This is a genomic window from Formosa sp. Hel1_33_131, assembly GCF_001735745.1.
Taxonomy (GTDB): domain Bacteria; phylum Bacteroidota; class Bacteroidia; order Flavobacteriales; family Flavobacteriaceae; genus Hel1-33-131.
Genome location: NZ_CP017260.1, coordinates 1,687,768 through 1,706,807, shown reverse-complemented (window position 1 = coordinate 1,706,807; position 19,040 = coordinate 1,687,768). Strand labels below are relative to the sequence as shown.

Annotated in this window: 17 protein-coding genes and 1 riboswitch; of the genes, 5 read left to right on the top strand and 12 right to left on the bottom strand. The window is 38.0% G+C overall.

All coding sequences use genetic code 11. The features are described from left to right. Positions 1 to 5: 5 nt before the first annotated feature. The 11 genes from FORMB_RS07700 to FORMB_RS07650 form a co-directional block, all read right to left on the bottom strand. Positions 6 to 587, bottom strand: a complete 582-nt coding sequence (locus FORMB_RS07700) for a precorrin-2 dehydrogenase/sirohydrochlorin ferrochelatase family protein (protein ID WP_069676902.1) — start codon at positions 585 to 587, stop codon at positions 6 to 8. Then, positions 577 to 1,389, bottom strand: coding sequence for a uroporphyrinogen-III C-methyltransferase (gene cobA, locus FORMB_RS07695; RefSeq protein WP_069676901.1), 813 nt, complete (start codon positions 1,387 to 1,389; stop codon positions 577 to 579). The genes FORMB_RS07700 and cobA overlap by 11 nt, the downstream gene beginning before the upstream one ends. Beyond that, positions 1,373 to 3,460: a HEPN domain-containing protein gene (locus tag FORMB_RS07690; protein ID WP_069676900.1), complete on the bottom strand. Its 2,088-nt coding sequence runs from the start codon at positions 3,458 to 3,460 to the stop codon at positions 1,373 to 1,375. Before FORMB_RS07690 ends, cobA begins: the two co-directional genes overlap by 17 nt. Positions 3,461 to 3,468: 8 nt before the next feature. Continuing rightward, positions 3,469 to 4,716: a sulfate adenylyltransferase subunit 1 gene (locus FORMB_RS07685; RefSeq protein ID WP_069676899.1), complete on the bottom strand. Its 1,248-nt coding sequence runs from the start codon at positions 4,714 to 4,716 to the stop codon at positions 3,469 to 3,471. A gap of 59 nt (positions 4,717 to 4,775) precedes the next feature. Beyond that, positions 4,776 to 5,678 (bottom strand): sulfate adenylyltransferase subunit CysD, encoded by a 903-nt coding sequence (gene cysD, locus FORMB_RS07680; RefSeq protein WP_069677933.1) that lies wholly within the window; start codon positions 5,676 to 5,678, stop codon positions 4,776 to 4,778. Positions 5,679 to 5,689: 11 nt separating this feature from the next. Continuing rightward, on the bottom strand, positions 5,690 to 6,298 hold the full coding sequence (locus tag FORMB_RS07675; protein WP_069676898.1) for a phosphoadenosine phosphosulfate reductase domain-containing protein: 609 nt from the start codon (positions 6,296 to 6,298) through the stop codon (positions 5,690 to 5,692). Positions 6,299 to 6,307: 9 nt separating this feature from the next. Next, the gene (locus tag FORMB_RS07670) at positions 6,308 to 6,550 is read right to left on the bottom strand and encodes a DUF2061 domain-containing protein (protein WP_442856535.1); all 243 of its coding nucleotides are present in this window, start codon (positions 6,548 to 6,550) and stop codon (positions 6,308 to 6,310) included. 54 nt (positions 6,551 to 6,604) lie between these two features. After that, a complete protein-coding gene (locus tag FORMB_RS07665) occupies positions 6,605 to 7,771 on the bottom strand; it encodes a trans-sulfuration enzyme family protein (protein ID WP_069676896.1) in 1,167 nt (388 codons plus the stop codon). A 27-nt stretch (positions 7,772 to 7,798) separates the two neighbouring features. Beyond that, the gene (locus FORMB_RS07660; protein WP_069676895.1) at positions 7,799 to 8,779 is read right to left on the bottom strand and encodes an alpha/beta fold hydrolase; all 981 of its coding nucleotides are present in this window, start codon (positions 8,777 to 8,779) and stop codon (positions 7,799 to 7,801) included. Between the two features lie 18 nt (positions 8,780 to 8,797). Beyond that, a complete protein-coding gene (locus FORMB_RS07655; RefSeq protein WP_069676894.1) occupies positions 8,798 to 10,087 on the bottom strand; it encodes an O-acetylhomoserine aminocarboxypropyltransferase/cysteine synthase family protein in 1,290 nt (429 codons plus the stop codon). Positions 10,088 to 10,208: 121 nt separating this feature from the next. After that, positions 10,209 to 10,330: riboswitch (SAM riboswitch) on the bottom strand. Between the two features lie 77 nt (positions 10,331 to 10,407). Further along, entirely contained in the window at positions 10,408 to 11,958 is a 1,551-nt protein-coding gene (locus tag FORMB_RS07650; protein WP_069676893.1) for a hypothetical protein, read from the bottom strand. 147 nt (positions 11,959 to 12,105) lie between these two features. Here FORMB_RS07650 and FORMB_RS07645 point away from each other — a divergent pair, with 147 nt between their 5' ends. From FORMB_RS07645 to FORMB_RS07625, 5 genes are all read left to right on the top strand, one after another. Then, positions 12,106 to 13,266, top strand: coding sequence for a 2-isopropylmalate synthase (locus tag FORMB_RS07645; protein WP_083243934.1), 1,161 nt, complete (start codon positions 12,106 to 12,108; stop codon positions 13,264 to 13,266). 17 nt (positions 13,267 to 13,283) lie between these two features. Continuing rightward, a complete protein-coding gene (gene leuC, locus FORMB_RS07640) occupies positions 13,284 to 14,666 on the top strand; it encodes a 3-isopropylmalate dehydratase large subunit (RefSeq protein ID WP_069676892.1) in 1,383 nt (460 codons plus the stop codon). After that, positions 14,666 to 15,256, top strand: coding sequence for a 3-isopropylmalate dehydratase small subunit (gene leuD, locus FORMB_RS07635; RefSeq protein ID WP_069676891.1), 591 nt, complete (start codon positions 14,666 to 14,668; stop codon positions 15,254 to 15,256). Before leuC ends, leuD begins: the two co-directional genes overlap by 1 nt. A gap of 1 nt (position 15,257) precedes the next feature. Further along, positions 15,258 to 16,376: a 3-isopropylmalate dehydrogenase gene (gene leuB / locus FORMB_RS07630; RefSeq protein WP_069676890.1), complete on the top strand. Its 1,119-nt coding sequence runs from the start codon at positions 15,258 to 15,260 to the stop codon at positions 16,374 to 16,376. A 346-nt stretch (positions 16,377 to 16,722) separates the two neighbouring features. Continuing rightward, positions 16,723 to 17,211, top strand: a complete 489-nt coding sequence (locus FORMB_RS07625) for a hypothetical protein (RefSeq protein WP_069676889.1) — start codon at positions 16,723 to 16,725, stop codon at positions 17,209 to 17,211. Positions 17,212 to 17,332: 121 nt separating this feature from the next. On the opposite strand, the gene FORMB_RS07620 is transcribed toward FORMB_RS07625, so the two are convergent. Beyond that, positions 17,333 to 18,880 (bottom strand): Rne/Rng family ribonuclease, encoded by a 1,548-nt coding sequence (locus FORMB_RS07620; RefSeq protein WP_069676888.1) that lies wholly within the window; start codon positions 18,878 to 18,880, stop codon positions 17,333 to 17,335. Between the last annotated feature and the right edge of the window lie 160 nt (positions 18,881 to 19,040).

The window sequence follows — 19,040 nt, the reverse complement described above, 5'->3', positions numbered from 1 at the left end:
TCTATTTATTTTTTACTAATTAATCCTTTTGTAAATTCGTTAAGGGTTTGAACTTTCTGTTCAAAATCACCTTTAATTGTTTTTCTAAATTCATTTAAATTTTGAACCAAATCATCCACATTCTCTGGGATGACATCTTCAAAAAATTGACGCAAGCGTTTGGCTGTGGTGGGCGATTGTCCATTGGTTGAAATGGCTATTTTAACATGCCCTTTGGTCACAATGCCTCCCATATAAAAATCACAATAAGGCGGATTGTCCGCTACATTGACGAGAATATGCCGCGCTTTGCAATCGTTGTAAACCTCCACATTGACCTCGGGAATGTCGGTGGTGGCAATCACTAAATGTTTCCCTTTTAAGTAGGAGTTATTATAGGTGTCGTAAATCAACTCTACATCAAAAGAGTTTGCCAAAGCCAAGGTGCCCTCTCTAAACATTGGGGAAACGATGGTGACTTTCGCATCTGGGCTTGATTTTAACAAGAAATGTAATTTCTCTTCCGCCACATTTCCACCGCCAATAATAAGCACATGAAGTGCCTTAGCTTTTAGAAAAATCGGGTACAGGTTGTTTCTAGATTCCATGAGTTTGATATAAAGAATCGGTTTGTACTTCTTTTGAAATGGAGGCTAGTTGAACTCTGTTGGCAACGACGTCTCCAATCACAATGATGGCTGGAGAGCTTAATTGTTTTTCAGCCACCACATGTTCAATAGTTTCAATCGTTCCAAAGCCAGATTTTTCGTGATCCGTTGTTCCGTTTTGAATGATGGCTACAGGCGTTTGTTCTTTGCCTGCTTGAGAAAAGACGTCCACAATTTCGCTTAATTTCCCCATCCCCATTAAGATGACAATGGTTGCGGTTGATTGTGCTGCAATTTTAATGTCCGAAGAAAGTTGATGCATTTTGGTGGTTCCCGTAATGACCCAAAAACTTTCAGATACATGGCGCATGGTGAGTGGAATTCCTTGTCCTGCGGGCACTGCCAAGGCCGAAGATATCCCAGGCACCACTTCCGTTTGTAGGTTGTTTTGTTGTGCAAACTCAATTTCTTCTGAGCCACGTCCAAACACAAAAGAATCGCCTCCTTTCAGTCGCACCACATGCCCATAACGATTGGCTTTTGCGACAATCAAATCATTAATTTGTTCTTGTTGATAGGAATAACAGCCGCGGCGTTTTCCTACAAAAATCTTCTCAGCGATAGACGATGCATATTTTAATAGTTCACTATTCACAAGTGCATCGTATAAAATAACATTGGCCGTACTGATGGCTTTGATCGCTTTCAGTGTGATGAGTTCTGGATCGCCTGGGCCTGCGCCTACAACCGTCAATTTTGGGCGACGAGACACCCGTTCTATAGATTTAAGTGTCCAGATCATTTTTTCTAAATTCTTTTACGGTTGTTAAAAATTCATTGGCCATTTGAATGTAATTTTCAGCAAATGATGCCGAAGGTTCATTTTTGTTAATTTGATATATAAGCTCCGAAAATGTAGATCCTAGAGAAACTAAATTGGTAGAAACAAAAACCTCATCAAATTGATTGATAATTGATGCCTGCGTATTTGTAGAGTGGTCTTTTGACAACAATAATGCTTTGGCAGAATTGACCATAGAACTGTACGCAAAATAGATGGCATTATTATAAGATTTTGATTCAAAATCGGCGCGTGCATCCGTGATTTTTTCATCACTTTCTAAAAAGAGTGTAGAGATTAAATCGATGACTACCCCAGCACATTCTCCAACTCCAATGGCTTTTTTATAAGATTCCTTAGATCCCCAATCTATATACTCATCATCCGCTAAATTGCTGCTGTCTGACAAACTTTTTAATAGGTTGTAAAAATATTTTTCTCCTTGAACGGTATAATAATCGTAAAATGTTTTTTGATCGGAATTCAGCTGATAATCGTCGAGAATGACTCGTAAAGCTTGTGGTCCTCGCTTGCTCGGGACTTTGATGACTTTGTCCGCAAACCGGCCGATTCCGTTTCCTGAATTTCCTCCGCCCAACAGTACTTGAAGAGCAGGAGCGACGAGGTTGTTTTTCGTTTTTATGGACATTCCTTGAAAACCAATATTGGCCATGTTGTGTTGTCCACAAGCATTCATACAGCCACTGATTTTGATGACTAAATCTTTGTTATTGAGATATTCTGGATATTCAGTTTTAATAACCGTTTCCAATTCACGGGCAATGCCTGTACTGCTTGAAATTCCTAAATTACAGGTATCTGTTCCTGGACACGCCGTGATGTCAACGGCTTTATTATAGCCAAGCTCCGTAAATCCTAATTTTTCTAATTCGGTATAAAAAACAGGAATTAAATCTTCTCTTACAAAAGGAATTACGATGTTTTGACGCAAAGTCAAACGCAGTTCGCCCGCTGCATAGGTTTCGACCAAGTCTGCCAATGCTCTTGCTTTGTCGGTATAAAAATCGCCAAGTAATACTTTGACTCCAATGGCTTTATAGCCAGCTTGTTTTTGTGGAATTAAATTGGTTAACTTCCATTGCTCATAAGTTTTCTTATCTTTTATTTCAACTTTCGGTGCTTCAATTTCAACAGGACTAGAGAGTGGAAAAGAGTTACTATCAATCGGGACACTTTGTTGTTCAATGGCTTTTTGCTCTGTTTCAATAAGTGTTCTGAATGCTTCCAAACCAATCGATTTAAGAAGGAATTTCATGCGGGCTTTTGAGCGACTTTTACGCTCGCCATGGCGATCAAAAACACGTAAGACGCCTTCCATTAAAGGAATGATTTGATCGGTTGGTAAAAAGCTATAAAGCGTGTCGGCATGGCGCGGTTGAGACCCCAATCCGCCACCAATCATGACTTTAAATCCTCGAATGTTATTTTCAATTTTAGCAATAAAACCAAGATCATGAATGTAAGACAAGCCCGTATCTTCATCGGAAGCCGAAAAAGAAACTTTGAATTTTCGTCCCATTTCTTGACAAATCGGGTTTCTCAAAAAGAATTTAAAAAGTGCATCGGCATACGGCGATACATCAAACGGTTCATCGATATCAAAACCCGCTGTTTCGGATGCGGTGACATTTCTGACCGTATTTCCACAGGCTTCTCTTAAGGTCACATTATCGCGTTCCAATTCTGCCCACAGTTCGGGAGTGCGGTTCAAATCGACATAATGAATCTGAACGTCTTGACGGGTTGTAATGTGAAGGCGTCCACGAGAATACTCGTCAGAAACTTCGGAAATACGGCGCAATTGATGGCTCGAAATTTTTCCGTACGGAATTTTAATTCGAATCATTTGCACTCCCTGTTGGCGTTGTCCATAAACGCCTCTCGCGAGACGAAGGCTTCTGAATTTTTCTTCGTCGAGTTTTCCCTCTTTAAATTGCTCAATTTTTTGAGCTAATTCGATGATGTCTTTTTCGACAATTGGATTTTCTATTTCGGTTCTAAAACTTTGCATTTGTTTGCTTATTGAATGAATCCTGCGCCAGCAGTGGTATTTGTTTGTGGGTCAATGATGATAAAAGAGCCATTGGTTCTATGGTTTTTAAAGGCATCGTAAAAAACAGGTTTGTTGAGTTTGAAAGAAACGAGGGCGATATCGTTTAAATCTAACTGGGCAACACCTTCAGTAATACCTGAAAAATCTGTTTTGATGGTATGATGAATGCGATCTACTTTCGCCAACACTTTATTGACGCCGTGTTGAATTACATATTTAGTTCCGACATTTAAAGGTTCCTGATCCATCCACGCTATTTTTGCTGTGAATTGTTTGTCAACCACAGGAGGATTGTCGGTCTTTGTAATCATGTCGCCCCGACTGATATTGATTTCATCTTCTAAAGTGATGGTAACCGAGGACCTTCTGGAAGCTGTTTGCACTTCTTGATCGTAAAAATAAATTGATTTGATTTTGGTTTTTATTTTAGAAGGCAGTGCCAAAACCGTATCGCCAATGCTGAGTTCTCCACCATACACTTTTCCTGCATAGCCTCTAAAGTCGTGAAATTCCGCTGTTTTTGGACGGATCACAGATTGTACAGGAAACCGTGGCGTTCCTACATTGTAAATGTCTTTAAAGTCTAGGGCTTCTAAATGTTCCAAAAGCGTTTCGCCTTTGTACCAAGTCATCGTTTCAGAGTGATGAACGATGTTATCTCCTTTTAAAGCACTGACTGGAATGAAAGTAATTCGCTGATCTTGATAATCGCGTTCTTTCAACAATTGCTGAAAATCTGATTTTATGGTGTTGTACGTTTCTTCAGAAAAATCTACTAAATCCATTTTATTAATTGCGACTACGACTTCTTTGACACGCAATAAATTATTGATAAAAAAGTGGCGTTTGGTTTGCTCAATCACGCCTTTTCTGGCATCAATAAGAATGATGGCCGCTTGAGATGTGGATGCACCTGTAATCATGTTTCGTGTGTACTCTACATGGCCAGGAGTGTCTGCAATGATGTAACTTTTATTGGCGGTCGAAAAATAAATATGCGCCACATCAATCGTGATACCTTGTTCTCTTTCGGCCACAAGTCCGTCCGTAGCAAGCGAAAAATCTAAGTAGTCATAGCCTTTTTGTTTGCTCGTTTTTTCGATGGCTTCAATTTTATCACTGGTCAGTGATTTGGTGTCGTACAGGAGCCTTCCGATTAGAGTGCTTTTGCCGTCATCGACACTTCCTGCTGTTGCAATTTTTAAAACTTCCATATATTATTTATAACTCCTAAGGAGTCCTATTTTCTAGTTAATTATTCTTTGAGGTGCGGTTAAAAATAACCCTGTTGTTTTCGTTTTTCCATGGCGGCTTCGGAGCGTTTGTCGTCAATTCGTGCGCCGCGTTCTGAAATAGTGGATTCTCTGATTTCTTGAACTACCGAGGAGATGTCACTGGCTGCCGACAGCACTGCCGCCGTACAACTCATGTCTCCAACAGTTCTGAATCGGATCAGACGTTCTTGGACGACCTCTTCTTCATCTCTAAAAACAATGGCATCGTCGTTGGTCCAAATCATGCCGTCTCTAATAAATGTTTTTCTAAGGTGTGCAAAATAGATCGATGGGATTTCGATTTGTTCACGTTCGATGTACGACCAAACGTCTAGTTCGGTCCAATTTGAAATTGGAAACACCCGTACATTTTGACCCAATTCAATTTGACCATTGAGCATATCAAAAAGTTCTGGACGTTGATTTTTTTCATCCCACTGCCCAAAATCGTCACGAATTGAAAATACACGTTCTTTGGCTCTGGCTTTTTCTTCATCGCGTCTCGCACCTCCTATACACGCATCAAATTTGAATTCTTCTATTGCTTCAAGCAGTGTGGTGGTTTGTAAAACATTCCGACTCGAATAGCGTCCGGATTCTTCTTTTACTTTCCCCTGATCTATGGCATCTTGTACATTTCTCACAATTAATTCCAACCCTAATTCTTTGGTCAATCGGTCTCTGAACTCAATGGTTTCTGGAAAATTGTGACCTGTATCAATATGAAGTAATGGAAAAGGGATTTTAGATGGATAAAAGGCTTTTTGAGCCAATCGGACTAAAGTGATGGAATCTTTTCCTCCAGAAAATAGCAACACAGGGTTTTCAAACTGCGCAACCACTTCCCTAAAAATATAGATGGCTTCATTTTCGAGCGGATTAATATGGGATGTATTTTTCATTTTGTTTTTTTTTAGTTGTGTAAACCACATTCTCTAGTGTCTAGTTGTTTGGTTGGATCAAAGTAATTGAATTCATTTGGCAGGTTGTGTTCTTTAAGGTATTGGTCTAAATCTTTATCTGAAAAATGATAAAATGGACTGATTTTTAAAACGCCGTCCGCACTGCGAGACACGATCCCAATACTGTTCCTAAAAGCGGTTTGTCCTTTTCTTAGGTTGGTGAACCAAACATCGGGTTGGTGTGCTGCCATCGCTCGTTTGAAAGGTTCTAGTTTTACTTGTTCCGTAAATAGTGAATGCTTTGGATCGTCAACTTGTGGAATTCCCAACACCACATCGCGGTGGGCTGCCGTTTGTTTTGGGATGTATAACTGTATGTTTAATGCCAAGGATTCCATCAATTCAGCCGCATGTTTATAGGTGCTGGACGTATTGTAACCTGTATCGCACCAAATGACTTTAATAGCAGGATCGACCTTAGTAACCAGATGTAAAATAGCCGATTCATAGGGTCTGAAATTTGTGGTCACTATGGGAGATTGCCCATGTATAAGTGCCCATTGTACAATTTCAATCGGTGTCTTCGTGGCAAGTTCTGTATTGATTTGTTCTATATCCATAATCGGTTGTTATCTTCCCCAGTTAATTTTATTCCAAGCACGTTCATGAAAAAAATAAAGCACCATTTTGGTGACTAGCTCTACAAATCCTATTGAGAATGCTAAGCTTAAGGTGCCTGTAATTGCCCAAGAGATTAAGATGGTATCAAGCGTGCCTATAATCCTCCAGCTGATGGTTTTTAACAGGCTCCTTTTTACATTATCTGCAACGCCTTCGGATTGATTTGTTGGGGTTGATTTGGGTTTAAAAATTTTATTTATAATCACTTTATACTGTTTTATCTATTTACTAATTAGCGGAGGTAATTAACCCAATGCTTGATTTAAATCACTGATGATATCTTTATGATGTTCCAGTCCTACAGAAACTCTAATGAGTCCATTTGTAATGCTGGCTTCGAGTCGGTCTTCTTCGGACAATTTACTGTGCGTTGTGGAAGAAGGGTGTGTCACAATTGTTCTGGAATCACCTAGGTTGGCAGAAAGCGAACACAGTTTGATTTTATTCAAAAAAGTTTGTCCTGCTTTGATGCCTCCTACAATTTCAAAGGAGACGACGTTGCCGCCTTTGCGCATCTGTTTTTTGGCAATTTTATACTGCGGATGCGACTTTAAAAAGGGATATTTCACCACGCTTACATTCGGATGTTTTTCCAGAAATTTGGCCACTTTTAATGCATTCTTACAATGACGATCGACACGAACGCCTAAGGTTTCTAAACTTTTAGAAAGCACCCATGCATTAAACGGAGACAGTGCTGGCCCAGTATTTCTTGAAAACAAATATATCTGATGCATCAATTCGGCACTTCCAACGGTAATCCCTCCCAACACTCTTCCCTGACCGTCCATCAATTTAGTGGCGGAATGGATGACTAAATCCGCTCCAAATTTAATAGGATTTTGTAAATAGGGCGATGCAAAACAATTGTCGATAATGAGTATTAAATTGTGTTTTTTAGCGATTTTACCCAGAGCTTCTAAATCTAAAATATCGACTGCTGGATTTGTAGGACTTTCGGCATAAATAACTTTGGTATTAGGCTGAATCAAACTTTCAAGTCTGTCTAATTGATCGACTTTAAAATAGGAAGTTTCAATGTTCCATTTCGGAAAAAACTTTGTAAACAACGAATGTGTAGAACCAAAAACAGATTGGCAAGACACGATGTGATCTCCTGAATTTAACAAGGCTGCAAAGGTTGAAAAAACGGCTGCCATTCCAGAAGCAAAAGCAAACCCTGCTTCGGCACCTTCCATAGTCACAACTTTATCTATAAACTCTGAGGTATTTGGATTTGAAAATCGACTGTAAATATTTTGATCGTTTTCTTCAGCAAAGGATGCGCGCATGTGTTCTGCATCCTCAAACACAAAACTGGAAGTTAAAAATAAAGGCGTCGAGTGTTCTCCGTAGTCGGTACGATCCAATTGTTGGCGAATGGCATTGGTTTCAAAATATTTAGGGGTCATAACTTTTTATTTTTTTATCTATCTATATCAGTACACTTCTTGTGGTTTAAAAACCGACTCTAATATGGTTTCTAATTGTTCGTATTCCATTAAAAAGGCATCATGTCCGTGAATCGATTGAATTTCTGATATTGAGACATTGTCTTTGTGTGATTTCAAATCCACATAGGTATCCCAATTTTCTTTGGCTTTAAAAAACAAATCCGAGTTGATGGTCACAATATGGATGTTGGATTTTATATTTGAAGCCACTTCAATAAAATCACGGCTACCTTGGGTGATGTCAATCGTTTTTAATACTTGATTCATCATCTTATAAGCGGCCAATTGAAACCGATCGTTGAGTACGTTTCCGTGGTAATTTAACCAGCTTTCAACCGCAAATACATTGTCTTCTTTTTGTAAAATGCGATCAAATTTTGCCTTAAACGATTCTGGTGTTCGATAGAGCGACATGGCGTGCATACGCGCATCGATCAAAGGCTGTGACGAATTATTTAATAGTTGTTCTTGTATATAGCAATTTGCGATGAGCCAGTCTGTTGACTTCCAATCCGAAGCCACGGGGATAAGGTGTTCAATTAAAGCTGGCTTAAGGGCTGCAAGCTCCCATGCCAATCCACCTCCTACGGAACCTCCTATGACGGCAAAAAGCTGTTTGATTTTTAAATGCTCCAGAGCAATTGCAAAAATTTCAGCGATATCGCGGGCGGTAAAATCTTTATAGTTTTCAATCAAACTGCTTGGCAGTTGATCGTGCCCATTTCCTGGAATGTTAAACGCCAATACCGTAAACGCATTGGTGTCTATGACTTTATTTGGTCCCACAATTGGGTTCCACCACCCACCTTCCCCTGTGACATTGGAATTGCCCGTGAGTGCATGATTGATCATCACAATAGGCGCCTCATGTAAGGGCTTTCCAAATAGCTGGTAAGACAACGCTATTGCAGTCGTCTTACCAGATTTGGTTGTATAATTAAAATTTATATTTTGTAGTGTACTCATTGGGGAGTCCTAAATAAATTATGCAAAAACAGTTTTAACGACTTTAAACGCTTCTATCAAATCCGATTTCAAATCATCGATATTTTCAAGTCCAACAGATAAACGAATTAAATCTTTAGTAACACCCGTTGTTTCTTGTGCGGCATCGTCTAATTGTTGATGCGTTGTACTTGCTGGATGTATAATGAGTGATTTTGTATCCCCAATGTTCGCTAATAACGAAAACAACTTGGTGGTATCTGCAATGGTTTTAGCCGCTTCAAAGCCTCCTTTGACTCCGAAAGTCACAATACCACTTTGACCGTTTGGTAAATATTTATCGGCTAATGCTTTATAAGGACTTGATTCCAATCCTGGATAATTGACCCATTCCACATCTTCTTGTTTTTGTAACCATTGGGCGAGTTCTAGCGCATTTTGACTGTGCTTCTGAATTCTGATTTCTAGGGTTTCTAATCCTTGAATAATTTGAAATGCATTAAAAGGGCTTAAGGCTGCACCGTAATCTCTTAATCCTTCAATTCTCACTTTAGCAATAAAAGAGGCTGCACCAATGACCTCGTTATAAACGAGTCCGTGGTATCCTGCAGAAGGCTCTGTAAATTCGGGGAATTTTCCACTGCCCCAATCAAAGGTTCCTGCATCAATGATTGCACCACCCAAAGCGGTTCCATTTCCATTGATGTACTTTGTAAGGGATTGAATTACGATATTCGCCCCATAAGCGATCGGATTTAATAAGTAAGGAGTTGCCACTGTATTGTCCACAATTAAAGGGACTTTATAAGCTTTCGCTTCTTTAGAAATTGCTTCGATATCTAAAACATCTAGTTTTGGATTTCCAAGAGATTCAATAAAAAAGGCGCGTGTATTTTCTTGTGCAGCGGTTTTAAAATTTTCTGGATTCGATGGATCTACAAAAGTAGTGGTAATTCCATGTCGTGGAAGTGTGACACTTAATAAATTGTAGGTCCCTCCGTATAAACTGCTCGACGCTACAATATGGTCGCCGGCTTTGAGTAAGGTCAACAAACTGGTTGCAATGGCTGCTGTTCCTGAGGCAGTCACCACTGCGGCAATACCGCCTTCCAAAGCTGCTAAACGCTGCTCTAGAATATCGTTTGTAGGGTTATTTATACGTGTATAAATATTCCCTGGTTCTGCCAATGCAAATAAATTAGCAGCATGGTCTGAGCTGTTAAATACATACGCAGTCGATTGATAAATTGGAACGGCTCTTGTGCCTCCATTTTCTGACACATTGTGTCCGGCGTGCAACGCTTGGGTTGCGAATTTTTGAGTACTCATTTTTCTAGTTTTTTTGAGTTAATACATTAATTAAACCAAAAGCCAAATGCACTTTGTGAAAAGTGTACTTATTAGAAAAATGTTATAAAGAAATTCTAATTACAGAACTGTAATTAGGTTTAAGTTATCTATCTAATTTTTGATAAATGAATCAAAAATCAAGTAGAATTTAGCACCTTCTTTATGAATAAAGGGTTGCTAAGGCTTCAGCGGGTCTAATCCCTCCACCTTTCTTGATAACATCTCAGTAAGCTATTGAACTTTGTTGGTGCAAATATTCAATAATAAAATTGTAATAACCAAATTATTTTCGGTAAATATTAATTATTTTTATTTAAAGATAAAAATTTTCGTCTAATAATGGATTCTACCGATTTATTTTCTATTCTACTTTCAAGCCACGATAAAACATCCAAGTATAAAAAGGCACGTTTTTCATAAGGATCGTCTTCAAACACCTTAAGTTTGGCATGTAACTCCTTAAATGCGGCTTTTATTTCTTGCGGATAGATGTCTCCTAATTTCTTTAAAAACGTGATCATCTCTTTCTGTACTAAATACAAATCTTCCATTTTAATCAAAAACTTGTAGGTACTTTTAATGAGTACCTCCAAATTATAATCCAAACCAGCTTCGTAATGCGCCACCAGATTTAAAATTCGAGAAAAACACAACAGATCTTCACGCATTTGAAGGGATTTATTGCTGATAATTTTATCTAAAAAATCAATGCATTTTTGATGCTCTCCAATTCCAAAATACAAACTCGCAATTTTATAATAAAAGACCATGACGTGGTGTTCGTCAATCCGTGTTTTATGTTTGCGAATTCCCTCTAAAACTTCGGGGATTAAGTGAAGTCCTTCTTTAAAAGTGCCTTCCATAAAATGTGCATTAAACTTATTGGAGCCCACATACAAAAAGGTAAGACTCTGAACATTATCGTCTTTTGGAAACCAATCTTCATTGGTAACTTCAATCAAACTTGTGAGTGTTTGCTTGAACTTATCGTGTTGTTTTATAAAAAACAAGGCTTCTAATAAATTTTGATAGCCGTTCAGGAAAAAAACAGGATTTAGCTTAATCATCCCTGAGTGTTCATGGAAAAGATTCACCCATTTTTTTGAATATTTATAACAGCCTAAAAAATCTTGAATAAGAAAACTGTACCATAGATAAGACTTGTAGAGCCATAATTTTTCTCTAAATCCAAGCTCAGAAATTTTATATACGGGCAATCGATCGTTAAAATATTTAGTGATTTTTTCGTGTTCGGAGGCTTGTTTTACAAAACCCGTTTTTAGAAATACGCCATACAATTGAAGTGATAAATTAGACAGCTTACTCGCCAATAAATTTTGTTGACTTAACTCTTTGGCCTGAATTGTTAATTCATCAGCCCTATTACTAATACTTCGAGTGATGTATTGGCCTTCAATCACTTTTTCCAATTCAATGATTTCGTAGGCAATGTTTTTTTCTTCATTTGCAATCGCCAAAGACTTGGCTTTGTCCAGTATTTTTAAACTTTGTGTATAAAGCCCTTTGTGGTATAAAATAGTGGCGAAATCCAATTGCTCTCGAATCTGAATTCTGATGTTTTGATGGGATGGATTTAATCGTAAACTGATTAATATCTGCTTATACAAATGCGCTTTTAAATTTGATAATTGCTCTTTTTTCACAAAGCCATGGTTCAAAATCGCGACTTCATTATAGACTTTTAGTTTCTGTAAAACCGTAAAGAGCAATAAAAATTTAGAATCCTCATTTACGCCTAAACGGCCGACGTAAAGCTTAAATTGTCTTTTCTCAGATTTGGACAACGACTTTATTAGCACAAATAAATTATCTTTTTGCTCTTTAGTCATAGTATAAATATTGACACATATTGTTGTATATTAGCTGCTTAATTGACATATTGTGGAGTTATACATCGTAATAGAATGTGATCAACGCCTCATTTGAAAGAACCAAAATATAAATTCGTAGTACAATACAAAAATATATTCTAATAAATGTCTGACACACAAATCCAAATCTTTGACACAACACTTCGCGATGGCGAGCAAGTGCCTGGCTGTAAGCTCAATACACCGCAGAAAATAATTATCGCCAAACAACTCGATTTATTAGGGGTTGACGTTATTGAAGCAGGGTTTCCGGTTTCAAGCCCAGGAGACTTTAAATCGGTCGAAGAAATTTCGAAAATCGTTAAAAACGCCACTGTTTGTGGATTGACACGGTCGGTAGAAAACGATATTAAAGTGGCTGCTGAAGCGCTTAAATATGCGAAAAAACCTAGAATCCATACAGGTATTGGGACTTCAGATTCTCATATTATTCATAAATTCAAATCAAATAAAGAGGCGATTATTGAACGTGCCGTAAGAGCCGTTTCTTATGCTAAATCTTTTGTAGAAGATGTTGAGTTTTATGCGGAAGATGCTGGACGTACCGACAACGAATATTTGGCTCGCGTGTGTGAAGCCGTGATCAAAGCGGGTGCAACGGTCTTAAATATTCCAGATACCACAGGCTATTGTTTACCACAGGAATATGGAGCTAAAATCAAGTATCTAAAAGAAAATGTAAAAGGAATTGACAAGGCGATTATCTCTTGTCATTGTCATAACGATTTAGGACTGGCTACTGCCAATTCTATCGAAGGAATCATTAACGGTGCCCGACAAATAGAATGTACGATCAATGGTATTGGAGAGCGTGCTGGAAATACGGCTTTGGAAGAAGTGGTCATGATTTTGAAACAGCATCCGTATTTAAACTTAGACACCAATATTAACACGACGATGTTATACGGCATCAGTCAATTGGTATCCGAAAGCATGGGAATTTATACCCAACCAAACAAAGCCATTGTAGGCGCCAATGCGTTTGCGCACAGTTCTGGAATCCATCAAGATGGGGTGATTAAAAATCGTGAGACTTATGAAATCATCGATCCTAAAGATGTTGGAGTGACCGAATCCGCTATTGTACTTACCGCCAGAAGTGGTCGTGCAGCCTTGGCTTACCGAGCTAAAAACGTTGGTTTTGAACTCACAAAACTTGAATTGGATATTGTATATGCAGAATTCTTAACTTTTGCAGATACCAAAAAAGAAGTGATCGATTCTGATATTCATCAAATTATAGAAACTAGTAAGATTTACAAATAAATAGAATCCTTATAGTTATGAAAAAAACCTTATTTGATAAAGTTTGGGACGCTCACGTCGTTGATACAGTTCAAGACGGCCCCCAAGTTTTATACATAGACAAGCACTTGATACACGAAGTGACCAGTCCACAAGCGTTTAATGAATTGGTTGAAAGAGACATTCCTGTGTTTAGACCGAATCAGATTGTAGCAACGGCCGATCACAACACACCAACCTTGGACCAGCACTTGCCAATCAAAGATGAGCTATCGAGAAAACAACTCGCACAGCTGTCTGAAAACTGCAAAGACAATAATATTACGCTTTACGAATTAGGCCATAAATACAATGGCATTGTTCATGTGATGGCACCTGAATTGGGCATCACCCAACCGGGGATGACCATGGTTTGTGGCGACAGTCACACTTCCACACACGGCGCTTTTGGAACCATCGCTTTTGGGATTGGAACCAGTCAGGTGGCACAAGTGTTTGCAAGTCAATGTTTGTTGTTATCCAAACCAAAAAGCTTACGTGTCACCGTCAATGGTACACTTAAAAATGGCGTGCTTTCAAAAGATGTCATCTTATATATCATTTCTAAATTGGGTACCAACTCTGGAACTGGTTATTTTTGTGAATATGCTGGAGATGTCTTTGAAAATATGAGTATGGAAGGTCGGATGACCGTCTGTAATATGAGTATTGAAATGGGCGCTCGAGGTGGAATGATTGCACCAGACGAGACTACTTTTGACTATGTTAAAGACCGTGAGTTTGCTCCTAAAGACGCCGCTTTTGACGCCAAAGTTGCCTATTGGAAAACACTTCCAACAGATGAGGGCGCGGCATTTGATAAAGAATATTATTTTGATGCGGAGGATATTGAACCGATGGTGACTTACGGTACCAACCCAGGAATGGGCATAAAAATTTCGGAAACAATTCCGGTTGTAAACGATCCTTCTTTTAAGAAATCATTAGAGTATATGAATTTTGAAGCAGGCAAATCACTGATTGATACGCCTATAAATTTTGTATTTATTGGAAGTTGTACGAATTCAAGAATTGAAGATTTTAGAGTGGCTGCCGATTATATCAAAGGCAAACGAAAAGCCGATAATGTCACGGCATGGTTGGTTCCTGGTAGCAAGCAAGTCGAAACTCAAATTATTGCCGAAGGATTGAAAGACATTTTTAACGACGCTGGTTTTGAATTGAGACAGCCCGGATGTTCTGCCTGTTTGGCAATGAATGACGATAAAATTCCACAAAACGAATATTGCGTTTCCACCTCGAATCGAAATTTTGAAGGACGTCAAGGTCAAGGGTCAAGAACCATTTTGGCAAGCCCCTTAGTGGCTGCCGCAACCGCGATTGAAGGAAAAATTATAGACATCACAAAACAATTAAATTAATGGAAAAATTTACCACACACACTGCACAAGCAATTCCATTAAACATTGCAAATGTAGATACCGATCAAATCATCCCTGCACGTTTTTTAAAAGCAACAAATAAAAAAGGATTTGGAGACAATGTATTTAGAGATTGGCGTTTTGACAAACTCGGAAATTCGAATGCAGAATTCACACTAAACAACCCCATTTACTCTGGAAGTATTCTCATTGCAGGCGATAATTTTGGCTGTGGCTCCAGTCGTGAACATGCCGCTTGGGCCCTTGTTGGCTTTGGATTCAAAGTCATTGTATCCAGTTTTTTTGCGGATATTTTTAAAGGAAATGCTTTAAATAATGGCTTGTTACCCGTTCAAGTTTCTGAAGGGTTTTTAAGCCAACTCTTTGCAGCGATTGAAACCGATGCAAACACTCAGTTTGAAGTCAATTTAGAAACACAAACCATCAGCATCAAAGGAACCGACTTAAGCGAAGGTTTTGAGATTGATCCTTACAAAAAAACATGTATGATTAATGGCTATGATGACATTGATTATTTATTAAGTAAAAAAGAACTTATCGAAGCTTTTGAGCTTCAAAAAACCTATTGATATGAACTTAAAAATCGCTGTATTATCAGGAGATGGTATTGGACCGGAAGTGACGGAACAAGCTGTAAAAGTATTGAAAGCCATTGCGGTCAACTTTGATCACAATTTTAAATTTACCCCTGCGCCCGTGGGTGCCATGGCTATTGACCTCGTTGGTGATCCGCTTCCAGAAAGCACACTGGATATTTGTAAAGCCAACGACTCCATCTTATTTGGTGCGATTGGACATCCAAAGTACGACAATGATCCTACGGCAAAAGTACGCCCGGAACAGGGACTTCTAAAACTTCGTAAAGAATTGGGCTTATACGCAAATGTAAGACCGGTGAAAGCATACGATACTTTGCTGAACAAATCGCCTCTGAAGAAAGACAGAATTCAAGGAACGGATATCAGTATTTACAGAGAGTTAACGGGAGGTATTTATTTTGGTGAAAAGAAACTCAGTGCCGATGGAAACACGGCTTCTGATTTGTGTGAGTACTCACGCTATGAAATAGAACGCATTGCGCATTTGGCTTTTGTTGCAGCCAAATCAAGACGCCAAAAAGTGACTTTGATTGACAAAGCAAATGTGCTAGAAACGTCGCGATTATGGCGTAAAGTCGTTGGTGAACTCGCGAAGGAATATCCAGAAATTGAATTGGATTTCTTGTTTGTGGACAATGCCGCCATGCAAATGATTTTGAACCCCACACAGTTTGACGTGATCCTAACCGAGAACTTGTTTGGAGACGTGATTAGCGACGAAGCGAGTGTTATTGGAGGTTCTATAGGCTTGTTGGCGTCAGCGTCTGTTGGTGACGTGCATTCGATGTTTGAGCCCATCCATGGCTCGTATCCACAAGCGGAAGGTAAAGGGATCGCAAATCCAATTGCGTCGATCTTATCTGCTGCGATGATGCTGGATCATTTTGAGCTTTTTAAAGAGGCTGAATTGATACGAACGGCGGTTGAAAAATCTTTGCAACTCAACATTACAACACCGGATTTGAATACTAAATTTGATAATATCACGACTTCTAAAGTGGGTGATTTTATTGAGGATTACATTAACAACCCGGACGATTCCAATCTGAATTTTACAAATATGCATTTGGGACAGTCAACGATTATATAAGTCTGAGTTTTTCTATTGCAGTTGACCGCAATAAGCATTAAAACAAATAAACGCCTGTGAGGTTTGCTTCACAGGCGTTTTTTTGTGTGCGAAATTTTGAGGGTTTTCCACCTCAATAATTTATTTATTTCAAAAAGTAAGTAATTAACTGTCAGCTGTTTAAATTGAAATTTGCCGCCTATTTTTTGGGGGATTTAAAAATATGTCATAAGTTTGAGTGATGAAGACCCCGCTCTTCGAAGTCTCCTGACTTCGCAAGAAATAAAAAGATAAGATTGGTTTACAAACTGAAAAACATGAAGTTTATTTTCCATATAACATATTGGCAACAATTAAAAAACTGAATATGAAAAACATAATAGGAGTTTTATTATTTTTGGTAACACTAAACATTTCATCGCAAGAAATTACAAAAAATGAAATAATTGGGAAATGGAATTTCATAAACATGATTGATACAACTGGAAAAATTATTACGGAAAGAAAGTTTAAACTCTCTCCTCAAATGAAATCTTTGGGGTTAAGTGGAATTGAAAAAATACAAAGGCCTGATATGTTTCTTGGAGAAAATGGTGAATATATTAATTACTTAAAAGGAAAAGAATCTGAATCTGGATTTTGGGAAATTAATGAAAATAACCTTCGGTTAAGAATGAGAATTTCTCCAAATGACAAACATTTAAAATCGCTTAAAAAATACAAAGTAATTTCAAAAAAATCTAAAGACGGATTTTACTATCAAAAACCCATTAAAAAGGAAATTAAGTTTATGCAAAATGACTCATTAGTGATAAATGAAAATACTGGATATCTCTTAATTTATAAAAGAGAATAAAATAACCGCTGGTGCGCGAAATCGAAGATTCGACGAAGTCAACCCGCTCTGCGAAGTCTCCTGACTTCTCAGTACATAAAAAAAATCCAAAAAAAAAAGTCCCGCAAATTGCGGGACTTTTTTACAGTTTAATGGTTTTGCCATTTTCATTTTTAAAATGAAATTCCAGATATGTGTAAGCATCTCTTGGCATTACTTTAACCCATTTTTTATGTTCAAAATACCATTTCGAACGTATGGATGGGAAGCCTTTTGTAATAAAGGCTGCTATAAAAGGGTGTGTGTTTAAAGTCACTTTTTTATAGCCTTTTTTCATAATTTGGTCCAGCTGGTGATTAATTTTATCAATCAGAACAATTGGTGCTTCCACTTCAGCGCCATTAGTACCATTAGGATTCGCTTCCTTGGTCTTAATGTTCATTTCTGGTCGAACACGTTGTCTTGTGATTTGAATTAACCCAAACTTGCTTGGAGGTAATATTTTGTGTTTGGCTCTATCGTCTTTCATCTCATCTCTAAGATGATCGAAGAGTTTTTTGCGATTCTCTGCTCTGTTCATGTCAATAAAATCCACTACAATAATACCGCCCATATCACGCAATCTAAATTGGCGTGCGAGTTCGGTTGCAGCAAGGATATTGACTTCTAAAGCAGTCGCTTCTTGGTTTCTTTCTTTACTTGAACGGTTTCCGCTATTGACATCTACCACGTGAAGGGCTTCTGTGTGCTCTATAATTAAATAGGCACCACGCGCCATTGAAACGGTTTTTCCAAATGAAGTTTTGATTTGTCTTTCGATCCCAAATTTTTCAAAAATGGGTGTTTTTGGATTGTGATACTTCACAATCGCCTCTTTGTGAGGTGCAATTTCATGAACATAATCTTTAATTTGATTAAAAAGCAAATCGTCATCGACCGTAATACCTGTAAAGGTATCATTGAAAATGTCTCTAAGAATAGAGGACGCTTTATTCATTTCACCGAGTACTTTACTTGGTGTATGGGCGCGCGGTATCGCTTTACAAATAGATTCCCATTTTGTGTATAAGTCTTGAAGGTCTTTATCTAGTTCTGCAACTTTTTTATCCGTAGCTACAGTGCGTATGATGACTCCAAATCCTTTGGGAGTAATGCTTCTTACAAGGCGCTTTAGGCGTTCTTTTTCGGATCTACTTTCAATTTTTTGAGAAATTGAGATGCGATCTGAAAACGGAACAAGTACCAAATAGCGGCCAGCAAGTGAAATTTCGGAACTAATTCTAGGTCCCTTTGTTGAGATTGGTTCTTTTGCAATTTGAACCAAAATAGATTGGTTTGACTTTATAATTTCGTCAATACTACCATCTTTTTTAATGTCTTCTTCAAAAGTAAAGTTTTTTAAAGAGTAATCTTTTAATTTACCTGTGCTTACACGTTTCATGAATTTCATCAATGTTGGAAGCTTAGGCCCTAAATCATGGTAATGCAAAAATGCATCTTTATGATACCCTACATTTACAAATGCAGCGTTGAGACCCGGAACAGACTTTCTTACTTTGGCTAAAAACACATCGCCAACAGAAAATTTGCTATTATCTTCGTCATTTTGAAATTCAACTAGTTTTCCATCTTTTAATAAGGCAAAATCAACATTGTCTGAATTGGATCGAATTATTAATTCTTTATTCATAGTGTTAATTTGTATCCATACACGAATGTACAGATGGATTATAAAATATTTTTCTTGATTCATTCCCGCAGATTACTGCAGGAGTATAACCTTAGGTATTTTAAACACAACTAAGTGTGTTTCAATACTAAGGTTTGACAGGATTTAATCCAGTAAATTC